Below are 19,337 nucleotides of genomic sequence, written 5' to 3' on the forward strand. Positions count from 1 at the left end.
AAATTTGTTCTGAAATAATGCGATGTGTCGATTGTGGGGACCACCCAAAAAGATCGAACAGCACTATTTTGGAGAATTTGATAATTTCACATGGGAAGCGTTGATGCGGCAGGCCTGTGACGGCCTGCCACTTTTGTTCTTAACCGCGTTTCATAGCGCGGCGTTCGTTGTTGAGGCCTTTCATAATCGCGATGCACATGAGGAGCAGCACAATCGTGAACGGCAGTCCGGTCGAGATCACCATCGATTGCAGCGATTGCAATCCGCCGACACTCAGCAACAACACAATCGCAACGGCACCCTCAAACACACACCAGAACGCACGCTGTGGTACTGGGGCGTCGATCTTGCCGCCTGCTGTGATGGTATCGATCACCAGTGAGCCGGAGTCCGAGGAAGTCACGAAGAACACCACAACCAGAACAATGCCGATGAGGGAGGTGATGCCTGCAAGAGGTAGCACATCCAGCATCTTGAACAGCTTGAGTTCAAGTGGAGCTTCCTGAGCGGTGGTGTAGCCGTCGTTCACGACCTGGTACAAGGCTGTGCCGCCAAACACCGTCATCCAAAGCACACAGACAAGCGATGGGATCAGCAATACGCAGATCACAAATTCCCGTACCGTCCGACCGCGGCTAACGCGCGCGATAAACATGCCCACGAAAGGTGACCAGCTGATCCACCATGCCCAATAGAAGGATGTCCAGCCTTGGCTGAAGTTCACATCTTCACGCCCGATAGGATTAGCTAGGGCAGGGAGATATGTAAGATAGGCGCCAAGCGAGCTGAAGAAGAGTTTGATCAGGTAGATTGTTGGCCCAACCAACAGCACAAAGCCAAGAAGCAGGAACGCAAGCCCCATGTTCCATTCCGACAGAACCTTAACACCGCCATCAAGCCCACGAAGCACTGATATCAGCGCAATCGCAGTAATGAGCGAAATCAACATAACTTCGGTGGTTGGTCCGATGGGAAGCCCGAACAGATCGTTCAAGCCAGCGTTGGCCTGTGTCGCGCCGAATCCGAGCGAGGTAGCAAGGCCAAACAGCGTTGCAAACACCGCAAGGATATCAATGCAGTGTCCGACCCAGCCCCAAACAGCATCACCGAAAATCGGATAGAACGCAGAGCGAATAGTAAGCGGTAAGCCCTTGTTATAAGAAAACAAAGCCAGCGCGAGCGCCACAACTGCATAGATCGCCCATGGGTGTAGGCCCCAGTGAAAGATCGTTGCCGCCATGCCAAGACGAATGGACTCTGCGGAATCGCCCGCTGCGGCACCAAGCGGTGCCCAATCGGTGCGCACACCGTTTTCGACCGTTGTGCCCCCCATAGAAGAGGAATAATGGCTCATCGGCTCAGATACGCCATAGAACATCAGCCCGATGCCCATACCCGCGGCAAACAGCATCGCGAACCAGCCGATATAGCTATAATCAGGCGTTGCATCCACGCCGCCAAGTCGCACGCTGCCCCACGGGGTTACGATGAGGACAAAGCAGAAGATGACAAACAGGTTTGCCGATCCGATAAAGAACCAGTCGAACCCTTTTGTAACTGTACTGAAGAGCCAACTGAACAGCGCTCCAGACTGTTCGGGCAGCGCCAGCGTGTAGAATACAAACGCAACAACGGCGATGCCGGAGATCAGGAAAACCGGATTGTGAATGTCAAATCCAAATGGCCCTACGGCCCCTTCGACATTGTCCTGTCCGATTTCATATTCCGTCTCGATAATATGGGTCGCACCTTCAGGGCTCGGGATGCCCTCGGGTGATACACCTTCTGGTGTTTCCTCTGTCATATCGCCTCCTTTTGTTTCTGTCGTTTCTGTTGGGTCGAAGCCCTTTGGTCAGGCTTTTCGTATTTTAACCGCCGGAAAATACGGCCAAAAATCGTAAGTTGTGCGCACCTTAATGTGGTGCTTTATCGTGGCGTAGCGCTTGACGCGCGACGTCTACCGAAGGGGCCCTAAAATTGTCTGGCCACGTGTTTCCCTAATTGTCAGCTTTACACTTTTAAGGGCTTCGCGCAAATCCGGTCTCGTATCTCATGGTCCTGTGCCGCGCGCGAAAAGGTCTTGTCCGTTTACGCCGCTTTATATCCTTCAGCGTCAGAGGTAGGTCAGCTTTCCTGATGTACCGGTCTTGCTGGGGAGGCGAGGCTCATGCGCACACTCAGAGCAAGCTATACAATGGGCGTTCTGGCCGAATATCCTTATTTATATGGTTTTTTCGCGCTTCGGAGCGCTGACAAAACTTTGATAATACAACGTTTGACATGGGGTCGCCTAAAGTTACGATGGAGGCATTCGTACCGACCATTTTATAAAAGGAGAAATGTATGGACCCGCGAAATCTTTATAGAAAGAGGGTCGTGCAGGTGGCTGCCACGATGCTCTACGCATCGGTCGCATTTGGCCCCGCATACGCCCAAGACACGGCCTCCGACGACACAAAGCCGAATATTCTCGTCATCTGGGGTGACGATATCGGCCAGGCTAATATTTCCGCATATACGAAAGGGTTGATGGGCTATACCACGCCGAACATCGACAGTATCGCCAACGAAGGTGTGATTTTCACAGATTACTATGCAGAGCAATCGTGTACAGCGGGCCGCTCGACCTTCATTACGGGTCAGTCAACACTCCGCACCGGCCTTTCCAAGGTTGGTCTTCCGGGTGCGAAAGCAGGGATGCAAGACGTTGACGTAACCATCGCGTCGGCGCTCAAGGATCACGGCTATGCCACAGGCCAGTTCGGCAAGAACCACCTTGGTGACCGCGACGAACACCTGCCAACGGCACATGGTTTCGACGAATTCTTTGGCAACCTCTACCATCTGAATGCAGAGGAAGAACCAGAGAACTTCAACTATCCAAAGGACCCCGAATTCCGCGAAAAATTCGGCCCACGCGGGGTAATCCGCGCCACGGCTGACGGCGAAATCGAAGACACTGGCCCGCTGACCAAAAAGCGCATGGAAACAGTTGACGAAGAAACGTCCGCTGCGGCTATCGACTTCATGCAGCGTCAAGTGGAGCAAGGCAAACCGTTTTTCGTTTGGCTTAACACCACGCGCATGCACTTCCGTACACACGTCAAAGACGAGAACCGTTCAGAGCCTGGTCTGACGGCGCTGACCGAATATGCCGACGGCATGATCGAGCATGACAAAATCGTTGGACAGGTTCTTGACGCCGTTGACGAGATGGGCGTCGCAGACAACACAATCGTGATGTACACGACCGATAACGGGCCGCACCAGAACTCATGGCCTGATGCCGGTACAACACCGTTCCGCAGCGAGAAAAACACCAACTGGGAAGGTGCGTTCCGCGTTCCTGCCATGCTCAAGTGGCCTGGTCACATTGAGCCGGGCTCCATCGCGAACGAAATGTTCTCGGGTCTCGATTGGTTCCCGACACTGATGGCCGCCGTTGGCGACACCGACATCAAGGAACGTCTGCTTGAGGGTACAACCATCAATGGCAAGGAATACAAGAATCACCTCGATGGTTATAACCAGCTTCCTTACCTGACTGGTGAAACAGATGAAGGCGCACGTGATCGCTTCTTCTACTTCAACGATGACGGTGAAGTTGTTGCTCTGCGCTACGAAAACTGGAAGTTCGTTTTCAAAGAGCAGCGCCAGAACGGAACACTTCAAATCTGGGCAGAGCCGTTTACATCACTGCGTCTTCCAAAGATCTTCGACCTGCGGGCCGACCCTTACGAGCGGGCTGACGTGACATCCAACACCTATTGGGATTGGATGCTGGACCGCGCATATCTTCTTGCTCCGGCACAGGCCGTTGTTGGTGAGTTCCTCGCAACATTTGAGGAATACCCGCCTGCGCAGCGTCCGGACAGCTTCTCGATTGATCAGATTCAGGAAGAGTTGAACAATACACTCAACGGTATCGTTCAATAAAAGCGCCAAGACAGTGCGCCGCATTTCGCGGTGGCGCACTATCGCGCTCTCCCGAACAGGGTAAAAGACATTCCGGTGGGCCATTGGCCCGCCGGAGCTTTGTTTGACAGATATTTGTTGGTTTGGCGCAAATACGCGCGTGGCTGAGATTTTCGATAGCCATGAGCGTGCCGCCAGTAACCGACCCGAACATACTCAATTCATGAGGTTTTCCAGATGGATACAGCGCAGGTCCGATCCGAAATTCTAGAGCTTGTCGCACGGATGGAGCAAACGATCATTGGTCAGAAAGACGTGATCGAACGGTTGGTCATCGGGCTTTTGGCCAACGGCAACCTCTTGGTCGAGGGTTTGCCCGGACTTGCCAAGACCCGCGCGATCAAGGGGCTTGCCAAAAACCTCGAATGCGATTTCTCGCGTATCCAGTTCACGCCCGATCTCCTCCCGTCCGATGTGACAGGGACGGAAGTTTACTATCAAAGCGATAAGGGCTCTGAATTCCGTTTCGAAGCGGGGCCAATCTTTGCGAATATCGTGTTGGCCGACGAGATCAACCGCGCGCCCGCCAAAGTACAGGCTGCCTTGCTTGAGGCGATGGAGGAGCGGCAGGTGACTGTCGCGGGCAAAACCCACAAAATGCCGCCGCTCTTTATGGTCATGGCCACACAGAACCCGATCGAGCAAGAAGGGACATATCCGCTGCCTGAAGCGCAGATGGACCGTTTTCTCATGCATGTGTTGATCACCTATCCGCCTGTTGAAGACGAGGTAAAGGTAATCCGCCTTGTGCGCGATGAGGAGGCCAGTGCCAATGAGGCAAAGCCAGCCAAAGACGCGCTTCCGGCGATCCCGCAAGCGGCCGTGTTCGCCGCGCGACGCGAAATTGTGAATATCCATGTCTCTGATGCGATCGAACGTTATTTCGCGGATCTCGTGCAAGCCACCCGCACGCCAGAGGCTTTTGGCGATGATCTGAAGCGGTGGATCGAGGTTGGCGCTAGCCCGCGTGCATCGCTTGCGCTGGATAAATGCAGCCGCACTCATGCTTGGCTTAAGGGGCGCGACTATGTGGACCCGCAAGATGTTCACGCCATTGCGGCGAATGTCTTCCGCCACCGTCTTGGGCTAAGCTATGAAGCCATGGGCGAGGGGATTACCCCTGATGCAGTCGTGGCAGAGATTTTGGCTCAAGTTGCCCTGACTTAAGGGGGACATATGTTCGACAAAGCCGCCCTCATACGCACGGGATTGGCCCCCCAAAAGCCTGCGCCGGATAAATCACTTGATCCGCGCGTGTCGGTTGATCTTGCCCATTTGCGAAAGCTTGAACCCCGCGCAAAAACGCTGAGTTTCCTTCCGCGTCAGCCCGCCAATAGTGCGCTCAATGGTCGGCATGCCTCGCGGATGCGGGGGCGGGGGCTCAACTTCGAGGAGTTGCGTGATTACCTGCCGAACGACGATATCCGCGCGATTGACTGGAAAGTTACCGCGCGAACCGGCAAGCCCCATGTGCGCGTCTTTACCGAAGAACGCGACCGTCCGACGCTTATTGTTGTCGATCAGCGGATGTCGATGTTTTTCGGTTCTGTCCTTAATATGAAATCGGTCACAGCAGCAGAATGCGCGGCCCTTGCGGCCTTTCGTATTCTTGATCAGGGAGACCGCGTGGGCGGCATAGTCTTTGGCGACGAGACTATTGCAGAAATTCGCCCGCAGCGCAGCCGCCGCGCTCTTGACCGCTTCCTCGCAAGCCTTGCGGCCGCAAATGCCCAGCTTCACGCCGAAGCGCCGAATGTAACACCTGTTTCGCTGGATGACGTTTTGACCGCGGTCGCGCGGATCGCGCCGCGTAACCACCTCATTCTGATCTTCTCGGATTTCGACGTCATCAGCGAAACAACCCGCAAGCGTATCCGCGGTATCTCGCAGCATAATGATTTGGTGTTGGGGCTGGTGTCTGATCCGATGGCCGATGACATGCCACCAGACCTTCGTCTTGCGATCTCAGACGGTCGTTTGCAGGCCGAAATCGATACGGGCGATCAAACCGTTCAGCGCAGCCTGCGCGACATGGCGAAGGGACGGCTCGCTGATGTTCTTGATTGGAAGCGAAGCCTTGGTGTTCCCATACTACCGCTAAGCGCAGGCGAGGATAGCCTTAGTCAAATGCGTCGATTGATGGGGCTTGGACCACGATGAACGAAGAGGCCACATCCCTCATAGAATTGCTGGATCAGCTTGTGCCACCGCAAGAGCCACCGCCCATTTCAATGGCGCCGCAAACAGCGGGCTGGGCTGTTTTGGCGGCGGCTATTTTGCTTGGTGTGGCCGTCGCGCTTTGGCGCTGGTTCAAGCATTATCGCGCCAATGCCTATCGCCGCGCAGCCATTGCGGCCATTGAACAGGCTAATGGTGATGCCGCAGAAATTGCCTTGGTTGTTCGTAGATGTGCTCTTGCGGCGTTCCCACGTACCGATGTGGCGCAGCTTACGGGCGAGAGCTGGGTTCTTTTCCTCGAGGCAACGGGCAAAGGTGTTGAATTTGATGCCGCAACCGCTGCGACCCTAACCGAGGCGCCGTACCGGCAAGAGAGCGCGGCGTCGCCCGCGTTTGTGAATACGGTAAAGCGTTGGATCAAAACGCATAAAGCAGATCGCGCGACAGAAGCGCGCCATCCGATTTCTGAAGGAACGGAGGCCCGCGCATGATCTCGCTTGCCTTCCCATGGGCTTTATTGGCCTTACCGCTGCCGTTTCTTGTTGTGAAACTGTCTCCACCCCACCGCGAAAAAACGCCGGCCCTGCGCGTTCCATTCTTTCGGCGGGTGGTTTCTGCTGCCGACAGCGAGGCCGCCGCTGGCGCCGTGATCTTGCGCCGCACACGGGTTCAAATGGTTGCGGCTGTTCTAGTTTGGGGCCTGCTTGTTCTTGCGATTGCGCAGCCCGAACGCCTGGGGGCGCCCGTTATCGTTGAAAAATCGGCACGGGATGTTGTGCTTGCGCTCGATATTTCCGGTTCCATGGACGAGGTCGATTTTGAAACGCCAGACGGGGAGAAGGTACAGCGTCTGGCGGCTGTTCAGGATGTTGTGGAGGAGTTCATCGCCGCCCGAGAGGGCGACCGGATCGGACTGATCGTCTTTGGCTCGCGGGCTTTCCTTCAAGCACCATTGACCGATGACCTTAAAACAATCTCTGATCTCGTGGCACAAACCGAGGTTGGCATGGCAGGGCCGCATACAGTAATCGGCGACGCCATTGGCCTTGCGATCCGCACGTTTGAAACAAGTGATGTGGAGCAGCGCCTGTTGATCCTTCTCTCCGATGGCTCCGACACAGCCAGCAGTATGAGTCCGATCAATGCTGCCGAAATTGCCAATTCGCGCGGCGTAGAAATCCACACCATCGGTGTAGGTGACCCTGATGCCCAAGGCGAAAACCGCGTCGACCTTGCCACATTGGACGAGATCGCGACCCGCACAGGCGGCAACAGCTATTTTGCGTCGGACCAAGAAGCACTGACCGAAGTCTATGCGCGGATTGATGAATTGGCCCCACGCCTTGTGGAGCGCCAGACCCACCGTCCGCGACAGGCGCTCGCCGGTTATGCTCTTGCGCTTGCAGCACTCATCGGCCTTGCGACCTTGCTTTATCTGATCGTTGCTCAGACGAATGGACGCCGAAAAGCGAGGGCAAGCGCATGATAAGTTTGATCCTTGATGAATTCGCACTAGCGCTTGAGGCCTTCCATTTTCTGCGGCCCATGGTGTTGTTGGCGTTGCTACCGGTTTTGGCCGTTTGGTGGATCATCCGCCGCCGTGCAACACGCCCACAGATGCCGCGCGAAGGGTTGGCGCCGCATCTTCGGGATGCGCTGACGGTCGGAGCCGAACGGCGCGGGCGCGTGTTGCCGATCGACACCTCGGCACTTGTTATTGCCTTTGCGATCCTTGGCGCATCGGGGCCAAGCTGGACACGGCAGGTTGATCCGTTCTTTACCCAAACTGGGCCGCTTGTTGTCGTTCTCAAAGTCACGCCGTCGATGGAGCAAAAAGATGTCGCGCCAACGCGCCTTGACCGCGCCAAATTCAAAATTCGCGATTTGCTTGATTTGCGGGCTGGGGCGCGGACGGCGCTCGTTGCTTATGCGGGGTCGGCTCACCGCGTTATGCCCTTTACCGAGGATCCGTCGGTTATGCTGCCCTATCTTGAGGGGCTTTCTCCCGATGTGATGCCCCAAGAGGGCGCAGACCTCGGCGCGGCGCTTGAAATCGCAAGTTCAATCCTTGGAGACGAAGAAGCACCGGGAAGTATCCTTGTTGTCTCGGATGAGATGAACGCTGGAGAGGCGAGCGCAGTTTCTGATTTTGACACCGCTCCAATCACCGTTTTGTCGGTGTTGCCGGACGGGCAGTCAGCCTTTTCAGGAAGCACTCCCTCTGGTGTACAATCGGTCACGCTGACCGCCGACAACGCCGATGTTGCCCAGATTGATCGTATAACAGCCATTGCCTATCGGCGCGCCCTGTTGGAAGACACAAGCCAACCATGGGAAGATCGCGGTTGGTGGTTTGCCATACCTGCCGCTTTGGTTGCGCTGTTCTGGTTTCGATTGGGCTGGACCATGCGCTGGACGGCTGTGGTGCTGGCGATTGCGGCGATTGCGCCGCCACAAACCGCGCGTGCGGATGGAATTGCGGATTGGTTCTTTACGCCGGATCAACAAGGATACCGCGCTTACCAGAACAAAGATTTTGCCGCCGCCGCCGAGGCTTTCGCTGATCCTTATTGGCAGGGATATGCGCTCTTTCGATCCGGCCAATATCCAGAAGCCATTGCGGTTTTGGAAACTCTCGATACACCAGAAGCGGCGTTTACACTTGGTCATGCCTATATCCGCAATCGCCAGTATCGCGATGGCGTGCGCGCGTTTGAAACGGTCTTGGAGCGTGATCCAGATTTTCCAGACGCGCAGCATAACCTTGATGTTTCAAAACAGATTGTCACCTATGTCGAGGAAACTCGCGCGGCCTCTGATACGGGCGAAGAAACTGGTATCGGCGCGGATGAGGTTGTTTTCGATAACGAAGCGAACGTTGGCACCGACACAGAGATCGACGCCCAACCCGAAGGTGATGGCGCTCCGATGACGGCGGATCAATGGATGAATACCGTCGACACAAACACCGCCGATTTCCTCAGAACCCGCTTCCAGATGGACCTTGTGAGCGCGGAGAATTCTTCGTCAAATGGCGCAGACGGGCCAAGCGCGACTGAAGAAAGCGATGAGGCCTCGGAGCCACCCGCAGAGACAGAGGAGGCGGCGGAATGATCCGGTTTCTCGCCATACTCACTACGCTTACGGTGGTGCTCTCTGCGCAAGTTCTTGCGCAGGAGTCGTCAGACTTTACCGATCCCCCAAACGAAAATGGGCAGGCGACAGAGAATTCGACTGACGCGGTTCAATCGGATACCGCATCCGACACAACGAGCGCGCAGCAGACCGATGCGCAACCTGATGCGGCCGATCCCGAGCCACGGCAAAGCGAACCCTCTTCAGAAACGGAATCGGCCGATCAAACTTCGGCCGAGCAGAGTGACGCGGAACAAGAGCCAGCCTCGATCTCACCTGAGCTGAGGGTCGAGTTTGAAGAAACACTGGCAATTGTTGGGCAGCCACTGAGCCTGCGCGTCACTATTCTGGTGCCAACTTGGATGGTGGACCCTGTGGTCTTTCCATCACTGGAAATGCCCGATGTGATGGTGCGTTTGCCAGAGCGTTCGACCTCGCCGGTGAGCGAGCGGGTTGACGGTGAAACATGGTCTGGCGTGACCCGCCATTATCGGATCATACCGCTTGCTCCGGGTACATTTACGCTGCCGCCACAGGAGCTTGTTATCTCATGGGCCGACCCCGATACCAATGCGCCGCGCGAGGATCGCATCACGATGGAGGGTGTTGAGTTTGCCGGAACAATACCTCAAGGCGCTGAAGGGCTGTCTCCCTTCATTGCAGCAGAGAGCCTCGAGCTAACACAAGAGTATACCGGTCCAGATGCACCGCTTGCAGCAGGAGACAGCGTTGAGCGCAAAGTGACTGCCAAGGTAACAGGAACGCCACCGATGGTCTTGCCGACGCTCATTCCAGACGAGCAAATCGTTGGGATCGCACAGTATCCGAATGAGCCTGTACTGACTGAACATGAAGACCGCGGCGAGCTTTCGGGCACGCGCGTTGAAACAACAACCTATCTTGCGCAAAGTGGTGGCGAGGGCGGCGCTCCTGAGATTTCGATATCTTGGTACAACCTCTCGACCGAGGCTGTGGAAACCGCAACGCTTGAGGGGCGTTCCCTTGCTGTGGATGCTCCAATTGCCAGCACAGAGCCCGCGAGAACGCCCCAACAGACGATCGGCCTTGTGGCGATGATCGGTGCGGCTTTGGTCCTTGTGGTGATGACTGTCGTTGTTGGTTGGCAAAGATACAAACGGCACCGCACGGCACGACGAGCGCGTTATCTTGCGTCGGAAGATTACGCCAAAGATCAAGTGTTGCAGGCGATCAAACATCGCAACTATTCCGAGGTGTCAAAGGCACTTTGGCTCTGGTCCGAGCGAAGCGATGGCCAGTCAGTGATGCGTGATCCGCAAATCAACAGCGCGCTCATAACACTTGGGAATGCGCGTTATGGCGGCGGCCAGGAAAGTGATGCTGCGGCATGGCAATCTTTACAGAAGGCGGTACAGCACCATGCAAAACAGCACGGGCGCGTTGAAAAAACTGATGCATTGCCTCCGCTTAATCCGGTTGGATAGGTCGTTGGTTTCGGCTTGATTGACAATCGTTTCATTTGCAACGATATTTGGGGGAAGTTGTAGACACCGCTGATTGCGGGGCAAATCCGCTGTCATCACCCAAGAGGAGCCGTGCAATGTCAAAAGCCGCGCAACGCGAATACACCCAAGAAAAGAACGGCGGCACAACGCCCGGATATATGCCCGGTTTTGGCAATGATTATGAAACAGAAGCGCTCAAGGGCGCATTGCCGCAAGGGATGAATAGCCCGCAAAAATGCGCTTATGGTCTCTATGCAGAGCAGCTTTCCGGAACAGCGTTCACCGCGCCAAGCCATCAAAACGAGCGCACGTGGTGCTATCGTATCCGCCCGTCGGTCAAACATTCCGCGCGCTACTCTAAGATTGATGTGCCGCATTGGAAAACAGCGCCGCACATCAAAGAAGACGTGGTCTCTCTTGGCCAATACCGCTGGAATCCGGTGCCCCATACAGAGCGCGACCTCACGTGGATTACCGGCATGCACACGATGACGACTGCGGGGGATGTGAACACGCAGGTCGGTATGGCGAGCCACATTTACCTTGTGACCAAATCCATGGAAGACGCGTATTTTTACTCGGCTGACAGCGAATTGCTTGTCGTTCCACAGGAGGGGCGACTTCGGTTCTATACGGAGCTCGGCATCATTGATCTTGAACCGATGGAGATCGCAATTTTACCGCGCGGTTTGGTCTATCGGGTTGAAGTGGTCGAAGGGCCAGCGCGAGGATTTGTCTGCGAGAACTATGGCCAGAAATTCGAGCTTCCGGGGCGGGGGCCAATTGGCGCGAACTGCATGGCAAACCGTCGCGATTTCAAAGCCCCCGTTGCCGCTTTTGAAGATCGTGAAACTCCGTCAACACTGACCGTTAAATGGTGCGGCCAATTCCACAAAACTGCGATTAACCAGTCGCCGCTTGATGTGGTTGCGTGGCACGGGAATTACGCGCCGGTCAAATACGATCTTCGGACGTATTGTCCCGTTGGCGCGGTGTTGTTTGATCACCCCGATCCCTCGATCTTTACCGTGCTTACCGCGCCCTCTGGTCAGGCGGGAACCGCGAATATCGATTTCGTGCTGTTCCGCGAGCGCTGGATGGTCGCCGAAGATACCTTCCGCCCGCCGTGGTATCATAAGAATGTTATGTCCGAACTGATGGGGAATATTTACGGCATCTACGACGCCAAGCCCGAGGGTTTCATTCCTGGCGGGATGAGCCTGCACAACATGATGCTCCCACATGGCCCTGATAAGCAAGCGTTTGAAGGCGCGAGTAACGCGGACCTAAAGGCCGAGAAGCTCGACAACACCATGTCGTTCATGTTCGAAACCCGTTTCCCCCAGCACCTTACCGAATTCGCCGCCAAAGAGGCGCCGCTTCAGGAGGATTACATCGATTGCTGGAGCGACCTTGAGAAGCACTTTGACGGTACAATCGAAGGGAAATAGGCATCGATGAGCGGGCTTCTTAGATCATGGGTTGAGAGCGCAAATGCGCCAGATGCGGACTTTCCGCTTAACAATCTGCCCTATGGGGTGTTTTCGCTCGAAGACGAGACGCATCGATGCGGCGTAGCACTTGGCGCGTTTGTGATTGATGTTGCGGGCTTGGAACGGGCAGGGCATTTGGCGTTCCAAGGAACGTTGCAGACCGGTGTTTGGAACGACTTTATTGCGCTTGGTTGCGATGCGTGGCATGACCTGCGCGTGGCGCTGACCGCTTTGTTTGCCGAAGGCGCAGAAGAGGGCACGCTCCAGAGTTTCCTCATTCCATTGGCCGACGTACGCTTGCATTTGCCATTTCGCGTATCCGAATTCACCGATTTCTACGCCAGCCGCCATCACGCAACCAACGTCGGCACTATGTTTCGGGGCGCAGAGAACGCGCTACCGCCCAACTGGCTGCACATTCCAATCGGCTACAATGGTCGTGCCTCTTCTGTTGTTGTAAGCGGCACGGATGTGCGCCGCCCTTGGGGGCAGGTGAAAAGTCTAGAGGATGATGCGCCGCGATTTGCGCCGTCCGCTAAGTTCGACATTGAGCTTGAACTGGGTGCGGTGGTTGGCCAGCCTTCGGACGGGCCGCTTTCAGTAACCGAAGCTTTCGCGAATATTTTCGGCTATGTGCTGCTCAACGATTGGTCCGCGCGCGATATTCAAGCATGGGAATACCAACCCCTCGGACCATTTCAGAGCAAAGCCACCGCGACCAGCATCAGCCCGTGGATCATCCCGTCGGCTGCATTGGAGCCATTCCGCTGCGCTCCTCCCGCACGAGAGGTGCCGCTCTTGCCGCATCTTCAGGATGATGGACCAATGACCTACGACATCGCGCTTGAAGTTGCGCTGCAGGCTGAAGGGGGCACAGAGACGATCATCGCAAACACCAACGCCTGCGAGCTTTACTATTCCGCCGCACAGCAGCTCGCGCACCATAGTGCCTGTGGATGTCCGATGCGTGCGGGGGATTTGCTTGGATCGGGGACGATCTCGGGGCCGACGAAAAGCGCGCGCGGCTCAATGCTCGAACTCAGTTGGAACGGGGCCGAACCCTTTTCGATCAATGGCGGTACCCGTAGTTTTATCGAAGATGGCGATACGCTCACGCTGCGCGGGCATGCAAAAGGGCGGGGGTATCGGATCGGCTTTGGCGAATGTCGGGGAAAAGTGCTTCCCGCGTTACCCCAAAAGGCCTAGCTCCGCATCGCTTGGTCGGGCGGTGTATTTATCTTGTGGCGGCCATGGGCGCTCCGGCCAATCCGGCTCAAAAACAAAACTCGAAACTGTCCGTCCTTCTGGCAGCGCCCCGTTGCCATAGCCAAGTGCATAATCAAAATAGAGCTTTACGATTTCTTCTTTGCTGACCTGCTGTGCGGCCGGATGCGCAAGGCAGGCGTTACGCCACGCAGCCACGCGGGCAAAGTCCGGCCCATCGGGCAGCGCAAAATCCTCATAATACTCAAGAAACCAAAACCGCATAAACATCGGGGTAAATACCGCTTCGGCCAATCCGAAGTCCTCAAACAGGAACGGCCCTTCAGGCGCGTGCCGGTTGAGGAAGGTGTTGATATCGCGATAGAGGCCAAGAAGTTTGTCGAGATGCGCTTGCCGCTCCGATTTGTTTTGGTTCATCACAAAGAGGTAACCTGCCATTGTGAACGGCCCTTCTTTTGCAATGAGCATGTTCTCGACGGCGTGGGCGAGCGGATCTTTCTGGCGAATGGACGCACCAAACATTTCGTCGATATACTGAAGGATAACGAGGCTTTCCTTGAGTATATCGCCATCAGTTGTTTCCAACACCGGCAGCGCGGTTGTGCCATCGGTTTTGGCAAGGAGGCTTGCGTCGCGTGGCTTGGTGATATCGACCACGTGAAAGTTTACAGCGTCCTTCTGCCCTTTGAGTGAGAGCAGGATTTCAAGCCGTTGCGAAAACGGGCAAACAGGAATGTGGTAAACGTCAATTGGGGCGGACATTAAATGAGCCTTTCAGAAACGGAACATCACCCGTTGTGCGGAACCTTGGACAATTCAAAAACCGAAACTTCGCGCACTAGGCCTTCTGTTGCTGCTTTAAACGCGGCGATATGCGCCGAATTCATGTGATCCTGCCATAGATCGCGCGTTTCCCATGTTTCATAGAAAAAGAAATGTGTCGGATCGTCGTTATTTTGGTGCAGATCGTAAGCGATACAGCCCTTTTCCGCGAGCGTCGGTGCGACCATTTTCTGAAGCTCTGACTTCACTTGATCAACCGCATCCGTGTTGGCGTGAATGTGGGCGATGATTGTTAACATGACTATCCTGCTGTTTTAATTGGCGTCGTGGAAATACCCGTTTGGCCACAGCCTAGGGGGGCGATCCGGCTATGTAAATTCTTCTATTCCATTCTCGCTTGGCTCTGGCCGGAGTCGACCCGCCATTATCGCACTTAGCCCAACCATAGCCGCTGCAGTTCCTAGGCAAAGTGCAAGTCCGCCAAATTGATAAGATAGCCCCGACAGAATTGTTCCTGTCAGCCGTCCTGCTGCGTTCGCCATGTAGTAAAACCCGATATCAAGGCTCACGCGGTCTGACTTTGTGAATGCAAGGATCAAGTAGGAATGCAGCGAAGAATTCACCGCAAATATTGCGCCAAAAACCAAGAGCCCAATGACCAAAAGCATGGTGAGCCACGGTGCAGGTGTTGGCGATAGATAGGCCGCAATCGCCAGAACCAAAGGCACGAAAAAGAGCCGCGTGGCCCAAACGCGCGCTTCTGGAACAAGCTCTTCGGGAGGGCGGGTTCTGGCGCGGAGCAATTTGGGGGCAAAGGCCTGAACACCGCCATAAAGGATGATCCAAAGCGCCATAAAGCTGCCAATCAGGAAGAATGTCGCACGATTGCCGTCTTCGGTTCCGTCTGAAAGCACAGCGTAAAAATAGATCGGTATACCCACCACAAACCAGACATCCCGCGCACCGAACAGAAAAAGCCGTGCGCCGGAAAGCCAGTTAACATTCGGGTTACGCGAAAAGACCTCGGAGAACTTCGCGCTCTTGCGCCCTCTGGGGAGCCCCGAAGGCATAAAGAGCAGAACCGCCAAGAGGATCACGCCAAGAACCGCCGCCATAAACCAGACAGAGGCCGTAAAGCCGATCAGCCCCAAGAGGCTCGCGCCGAGCAGAAACCCAAGCCCCTTCACCGCGTTTTTTGACCCCGTGAGGTAAGCCACCCAGCGGAACAAGCCGCCATCCGCTTCTGGTGCAAGGAGTTTGACCGCCGATTTCGACGACATCTTGGAAAGGTCTTTGGCGACACCCGATAGCCCTTGAACCGCAACCACATAGGCAACGGAGAACCCCGCGCTCCAACTTGGATCAAGCTGCGCAAGGGCAATCAATGCAATGATCTGAAATGAAAGCCCCGCATAGAGCGTTGACGTTAACCCGAAGCGTGCCGCAATCCAGCCCGCCGAAAGGTTGGTGATGATCCCTGCAATTTCATAGAGAACAAAGAGCCACGCGAGCTGGATCGGCGAGAAGCCGAGCGTATGGAAATGCAATAATACCAGCATCCGCAGGGCGCCATCCGTCAGCATAAACGCCCAGTAAGAGGCGGTTACAGCGACATAGGCCTTGGCTCCATTCGGCGTGCTCATAGCGATTTACCAACCATCTCGGCCACATCCACGAAGCGATGCGCATAGCCCATTTCGTTGTCGTACCAGACGTAGACCTTAACCTGTGTGCCATTAACCACCATCGTCGAGGGCGCATCCACGATACCGGACCGACGATCATTGGTGAAATCCGCAGACACAAGCGGGCGGGTCTCATATCCCAAGATCCCTTCGAGCGGACCATGTGCGGCCTTTTCAAATAGGGCGTTCACTTCCTCGGTTGTGGTTTCTCGTTTGAGCTCAAACACACAATCGGTGAGGGATGCGTTGAGCAACGGAACCCGCACCGCGTGGCCGTTGAGCTTCCCCTTGAGGTCTGGGTAGATCAGCGTGATTGCAGTGGCGCTGCCGGTCGTGGTCGGGATGAGCGAGTTAAGGGCCGAGCGCGCGCGGCGCAGGTCTTTGGCTGGGCGGTCTACAATGGTTTGCGTGTTGGTCACATCATGGATGGTTGTGATGGAACCGTGATTGATGCCGATTGACTCATGCAGAACCTTAACCACAGGCGCGATGCAATTCGTAGTACAGCTTGCGGCTGTGATGATGTTGTGCTGCTGCGGATCATAGACATCGTTATTCACACCAAAGACAATATTGGCCGTTGGGCCATCTTTGACCGGGGCAGAGACAACGACCTTCTTCACGCCCGCATCAAAGTACGGGGCGAGCTTGCCCTCGGTTTTAAAGACGCCCGTGCAATCCAGAACAACATCAACCCCGTCAAGCGGCAGATCAGCAAGCTCTTTGGTGTTGTGTAGCGGAATTTCTTTGCTGTTGATCGATATGGCGCCGTCGCGCGCACCAATATTCGCGCCCCAGCGGCCATGTACCGTATCAAATTCAAGCAAGTGCGCATGCATCTCGGCATCACCAACCGCGTCGTTGATCCAAAGGGGCGTGATGCCCCGTTCGATGAGCGCCTGAAGTGCGAGTTTTCCGATGCGGCCAAGGCCATTTAGGGCGTATGTTGTCATTCGTCTTTGTCCGTTGAAATATCTGCAATCCGATCGACCGCATTCTGAAGCGAGATGCGATCAAGCGAGGTGAGCGGGAGTTGTGTGAAGGCTCGGAGTCGGTTGAGAATTCGGTTGTAAGCGGTTTGAAACGCGAGCGTTTTTTCTGCGTCTGTACCATCCGTGTGAACCGGATCAGGAATGCCCCAATGCGCGCTGATGGGTTGCCCTTCCCAAACCGGACACTCTTCGTTTGCGGCTTTGTCACAGACGGTAAACACGAAATCCATTACGGGTGCATCGTTGGTTTGAAACTCGGCGAGGGACTTTGAACGATGGCTTGCAACGCTATGGCCGTTGTGAACAAGGGTTTGGATGGATTCACGTGGGAGATCGCCGCTCGGTTGCGTGCCGGCTGAATAGACGTTGAACCTGTCGGCGGCGAGTTTTGTTAGAATCGCCTCGGCAAAGATCGAGCGCGCGGAATTGCGGGTGCAGAGAAACAGAACGTTAAATTTATCTTTTTGTTCAGTATGTTCACTGCCGAAATTTATGCAAATATCCGGCCGCCCACGGCAACAATCCAATGCCAGAAAATCGATCATCGCGCGTGCCCGATCTATCGCAACCGTATAGCGCAGCGAAGTTCCTGCGCGACGCTGGCTCACTAGCCCGCAAGCGTGAAGGCTGGCAAGATAGGTTGAGAGCGTGCTTGGCTTTAGCTCGAGCGCGTCACCGATCTCTCCTGCCGGAACCCGATCAGGATACCGCCGCATGAGGAGCCTAAAGATCGACAGGCGTTGCGGATGACCAAGCGTTGTAAGCTGTTGTGCAATATCTATTTCCATATTTCATGAATATAGGAAATAGTATGATACTCAAGTGAAGTTTTTGTAAATCATCTATGACAGTCAAAGCTCGGGCGCAGAAATACCGCAGCATATAGAGTTCGAAGACCGTCGTAGCGCGCCTAACTGCCCCATAGACGCCAGCAGATGTTTCGAATGAAACCCCTCAGGGCTGTAGTTTCTTACCTGCCTTCGGCAATCGTTTGTAAGCGGCGAGGACGCCATTTAAGTGCGTTTCCATCGTATATTCGCGAAGCGCCCGTTCGCGGGCGGCTTCGGTAATGCGCGTGAACTTTGCGTTGTTTGTCAGAAGCTTGCGGATCGGCTCTACAAATGCCTCGGGCTTGAAAGGATCAACAAGATAACCGGTTTCGCCGTGCGTAATTGCCTCGGGGTTACCACCATGGTCGGTTGCCACAACGGCAGTGCCGAGATGCATGGACTCGCAAAGCGTTCGTCCAAAGGGTTCGTTTAAGGCCGAGACAATGAGGATATCTGTAGCGGCCATGATGGGCTCAATAGGGCTACGGAAGCCAAGTTCGATGATCTTGTCGGAGATCCCCAATTCTTCAGCCCGCGCTCGCATTTCTTGATCTAGCTTGCGTGCGCCCGTTGGTACGGCCCCGGCAACGATGCCAACCACCGGATCATCAGGATAGGCTTTGGCGTATTCTGCAACGATTTCAACAAAGTAAACGGGGCGCTTGCGTTCGATTAACTCGCCGAAATAGCCCAAAATACGCGTGCCAGCGGGAAGGCCGAGTTCGCTTAAAAGAGCGGCCTTTGCGGCGTCGCGATCCACGGTTTCGGGAATGGAAAAGGGCGAGTGTACCACGCTCCATTTGTGATCGATGTTGCGAATTGGACGGCTTGGCTTGGCAAATTGCGAGACCGTGATGATCTCGTTGGCAAAGAGCGGGGCAAGGAGGTTGGTGGCTTTCGCTGTTGGATCTCCACGATGATGCCAAACAAACTCGGCGCGCGACAATTTGGTCGGAATGCACCAATTCAGGTGCATCCGGCCGTCATTCGTGTGAACGATATCGATTGAATTATTATTTATGTATTTTCGCATCTTAGATGCGGATTTTAATGTGAAATCCGCAACATTTCGAGGTTTTGATTTACTGGTTTTTGCTTGTGGTTCAATCAGATCGGGAAAAGGCAATTCGGTGAACGGAACACCTTGATCTGCGAGAAAATCGGGGAACTTCCCCGTTGGGCGATGTAGACCGACAATAGCGTTGAATGTGCCGCTGTCATTGAGCATCTCCACAAGTTTCAATGAGGAAATATGGCTGCCCCCAAAATCGTCGCCTCCCACATAGGGAAACAAAACGTTGATCTTGTTAGGGTCGGAAATTGGCGGTCCCACGGGCATACAATAATCCTGGCTGGTCGCGAAACGCGGGCAAAAACAATAACGTTACAAATATGAACCGGAGCTTAAAATGCCGCCGATTGCTTGGGCAGATTGTGCGAACTCGGGCGACAAATCAAGCTAAGGCTTTGTCATAAAAATCTTTTGCGTGCATCGTGGTTTTGCTAATACAGATCAAGTTGGTCGGGCCGTATTGGGGGCTGGTCATAGTTTTGATGT

16 protein-coding genes are annotated in these 19,337 nt (G+C 55.0%); 9 read left to right on the plus strand and 7 right to left on the minus strand.

Annotation, left to right across the window (positions count from 1 at the left end):
• Positions 1-139: 139 nt before the first annotated feature.
• Positions 140-1,804 carry a BCCT family transporter gene (locus tag OU789_RS05850; protein ID WP_274654064.1) on the minus strand — a complete coding sequence of 555 codons (1,665 nt, stop codon included), beginning with the start codon at positions 1,802-1,804 and terminating at the stop codon, positions 140-142.
• A gap of 539 nt (positions 1,805-2,343) precedes the next feature.
• Between OU789_RS05850 and OU789_RS05855 the strand changes: the two genes are divergently transcribed.
• The 9 genes from OU789_RS05855 to fahA all read left to right on the plus strand — a co-directional run bounded on the left by OU789_RS05855 (position 2,344) and on the right by fahA (position 13,471).
• On the plus strand, positions 2,344-3,936 hold the full coding sequence (locus tag OU789_RS05855) for an arylsulfatase (protein ID WP_446719158.1): 1,593 nt from the start codon (positions 2,344-2,346) through the stop codon (positions 3,934-3,936).
• A 216-nt stretch (positions 3,937-4,152) separates the two neighbouring features.
• Positions 4,153-5,142 (plus strand): AAA family ATPase, encoded by a 990-nt coding sequence (locus OU789_RS05860; RefSeq protein WP_274654066.1) that lies wholly within the window; start codon positions 4,153-4,155, stop codon positions 5,140-5,142.
• 9 nt (positions 5,143-5,151) lie between these two features.
• The gene (locus OU789_RS05865; RefSeq protein ID WP_274654068.1) at positions 5,152-6,135 is read left to right on the plus strand and encodes a DUF58 domain-containing protein; all 984 of its coding nucleotides are present in this window, start codon (positions 5,152-5,154) and stop codon (positions 6,133-6,135) included.
• Complete coding sequence (locus OU789_RS05870) at positions 6,132-6,644, plus strand: DUF4381 domain-containing protein (protein WP_274654070.1); 513 nt, start codon at positions 6,132-6,134, stop codon at positions 6,642-6,644. The genes OU789_RS05865 and OU789_RS05870 overlap by 4 nt, the downstream gene beginning before the upstream one ends.
• Positions 6,641-7,639, plus strand: a complete 999-nt coding sequence (locus tag OU789_RS05875) for a VWA domain-containing protein (protein ID WP_274654072.1) — start codon at positions 6,641-6,643, stop codon at positions 7,637-7,639. Before OU789_RS05870 ends, OU789_RS05875 begins: the two co-directional genes overlap by 4 nt.
• On the plus strand, positions 7,636-9,267 hold the full coding sequence (locus OU789_RS05880; protein ID WP_274654074.1) for a VWA domain-containing protein: 1,632 nt from the start codon (positions 7,636-7,638) through the stop codon (positions 9,265-9,267). Before OU789_RS05875 ends, OU789_RS05880 begins: the two co-directional genes overlap by 4 nt.
• Positions 9,264-10,751, plus strand: a complete 1,488-nt coding sequence (locus tag OU789_RS05885; protein WP_274654076.1) for a hypothetical protein — start codon at positions 9,264-9,266, stop codon at positions 10,749-10,751. Before OU789_RS05880 ends, OU789_RS05885 begins: the two co-directional genes overlap by 4 nt.
• 116 nt (positions 10,752-10,867) lie before the next feature.
• A complete protein-coding gene (hmgA, locus tag OU789_RS05890) occupies positions 10,868-12,223 on the plus strand; it encodes a homogentisate 1,2-dioxygenase (RefSeq protein WP_274654078.1) in 1,356 nt (451 codons plus the stop codon).
• 6 nt (positions 12,224-12,229) lie between these two features.
• Positions 12,230-13,471: a fumarylacetoacetase gene (gene fahA, locus OU789_RS05895; RefSeq protein WP_274654080.1), complete on the plus strand. Its 1,242-nt coding sequence runs from the start codon at positions 12,230-12,232 to the stop codon at positions 13,469-13,471.
• Here fahA and OU789_RS05900 read toward each other — a convergent pair.
• The 6 genes from OU789_RS05900 to OU789_RS05925 form a co-directional block, all read right to left on the minus strand.
• Entirely contained in the window at positions 13,454-14,251 is a 798-nt protein-coding gene (locus OU789_RS05900) for a glutathione S-transferase family protein (protein ID WP_274654082.1), read from the minus strand. The genes fahA and OU789_RS05900 overlap by 18 nt on opposite strands.
• A 26-nt stretch (positions 14,252-14,277) precedes the next feature.
• On the minus strand, positions 14,278-14,571 hold the full coding sequence (locus OU789_RS05905; protein WP_274654084.1) for a putative quinol monooxygenase: 294 nt from the start codon (positions 14,569-14,571) through the stop codon (positions 14,278-14,280).
• Positions 14,572-14,640: 69 nt separating this feature from the next.
• Complete coding sequence (gene arsJ, locus OU789_RS05910; RefSeq protein WP_274654086.1) at positions 14,641-15,915, minus strand: organoarsenical effux MFS transporter ArsJ; 1,275 nt, start codon at positions 15,913-15,915, stop codon at positions 14,641-14,643.
• Positions 15,912-16,910 (minus strand): ArsJ-associated glyceraldehyde-3-phosphate dehydrogenase, encoded by a 999-nt coding sequence (locus OU789_RS05915; protein ID WP_274654088.1) that lies wholly within the window; start codon positions 16,908-16,910, stop codon positions 15,912-15,914. The genes arsJ and OU789_RS05915 overlap by 4 nt, the downstream gene beginning before the upstream one ends.
• Positions 16,907-17,737, minus strand: coding sequence for an arsenate reductase/protein-tyrosine-phosphatase family protein (locus OU789_RS05920; protein ID WP_274654090.1), 831 nt, complete (start codon positions 17,735-17,737; stop codon positions 16,907-16,909). The genes OU789_RS05915 and OU789_RS05920 overlap by 4 nt, the downstream gene beginning before the upstream one ends.
• A 166-nt stretch (positions 17,738-17,903) precedes the next feature.
• Entirely contained in the window at positions 17,904-19,118 is a 1,215-nt protein-coding gene (locus tag OU789_RS05925; protein WP_274654092.1) for a glycosyltransferase family 4 protein, read from the minus strand.
• Between the last annotated feature and the right edge of the window lie 219 nt (positions 19,119-19,337).

The sequence above is a fragment of the Halocynthiibacter sp. C4 genome (genome assembly GCF_028823805.1).
Classification (GTDB): domain Bacteria; phylum Pseudomonadota; class Alphaproteobacteria; order Rhodobacterales; family Rhodobacteraceae; genus Falsihalocynthiibacter; species Falsihalocynthiibacter halioticoli.

What these genes read in the sequence shown, in the direction of transcription:
- OU789_RS05850 (WP_274654064.1), bottom strand. Translation starts at nt 1,804, where the DNA reads ATGACAGAGGAAACACCAGAAGGTGTATCACCCGAGGGCATCCCGAGC.
- OU789_RS05855 (WP_446719158.1), top strand. Translation starts at nt 2,344, where the DNA reads ATGGACCCGCGAAATCTTTATAGAAAGAGGGTCGTGCAGGTGGCTGCC.
- OU789_RS05860 (WP_274654066.1), top strand. Translation starts at nt 4,153, where the DNA reads ATGGATACAGCGCAGGTCCGATCCGAAATTCTAGAGCTTGTCGCACGG.
- OU789_RS05865 (WP_274654068.1), top strand. Translation starts at nt 5,152, where the DNA reads ATGTTCGACAAAGCCGCCCTCATACGCACGGGATTGGCCCCCCAAAAG.
- OU789_RS05870 (WP_274654070.1), top strand. Translation starts at nt 6,132, where the DNA reads ATGAACGAAGAGGCCACATCCCTCATAGAATTGCTGGATCAGCTTGTG.
- OU789_RS05875 (WP_274654072.1), top strand. Translation starts at nt 6,641, where the DNA reads ATGATCTCGCTTGCCTTCCCATGGGCTTTATTGGCCTTACCGCTGCCG.
- OU789_RS05880 (WP_274654074.1), top strand. Translation starts at nt 7,636, where the DNA reads ATGATAAGTTTGATCCTTGATGAATTCGCACTAGCGCTTGAGGCCTTC.
- OU789_RS05885 (WP_274654076.1), top strand. Translation starts at nt 9,264, where the DNA reads ATGATCCGGTTTCTCGCCATACTCACTACGCTTACGGTGGTGCTCTCT.
- hmgA (WP_274654078.1), top strand. Translation starts at nt 10,868, where the DNA reads ATGTCAAAAGCCGCGCAACGCGAATACACCCAAGAAAAGAACGGCGGC.
- fahA (WP_274654080.1), top strand. Translation starts at nt 12,230, where the DNA reads ATGAGCGGGCTTCTTAGATCATGGGTTGAGAGCGCAAATGCGCCAGAT.
- OU789_RS05900 (WP_274654082.1), bottom strand. Translation starts at nt 14,251, where the DNA reads ATGTCCGCCCCAATTGACGTTTACCACATTCCTGTTTGCCCGTTTTCG.
- OU789_RS05905 (WP_274654084.1), bottom strand. Translation starts at nt 14,571, where the DNA reads ATGTTAACAATCATCGCCCACATTCACGCCAACACGGATGCGGTTGAT.
- arsJ (WP_274654086.1), bottom strand. Translation starts at nt 15,915, where the DNA reads ATGAGCACGCCGAATGGAGCCAAGGCCTATGTCGCTGTAACCGCCTCT.
- OU789_RS05915 (WP_274654088.1), bottom strand. Translation starts at nt 16,910, where the DNA reads ATGACAACATACGCCCTAAATGGCCTTGGCCGCATCGGAAAACTCGCA.
- OU789_RS05920 (WP_274654090.1), bottom strand. Translation starts at nt 17,737, where the DNA reads ATGGAAATAGATATTGCACAACAGCTTACAACGCTTGGTCATCCGCAA.
- OU789_RS05925 (WP_274654092.1), bottom strand. Translation starts at nt 19,118, where the DNA reads ATGCCCGTGGGACCGCCAATTTCCGACCCTAACAAGATCAACGTTTTG.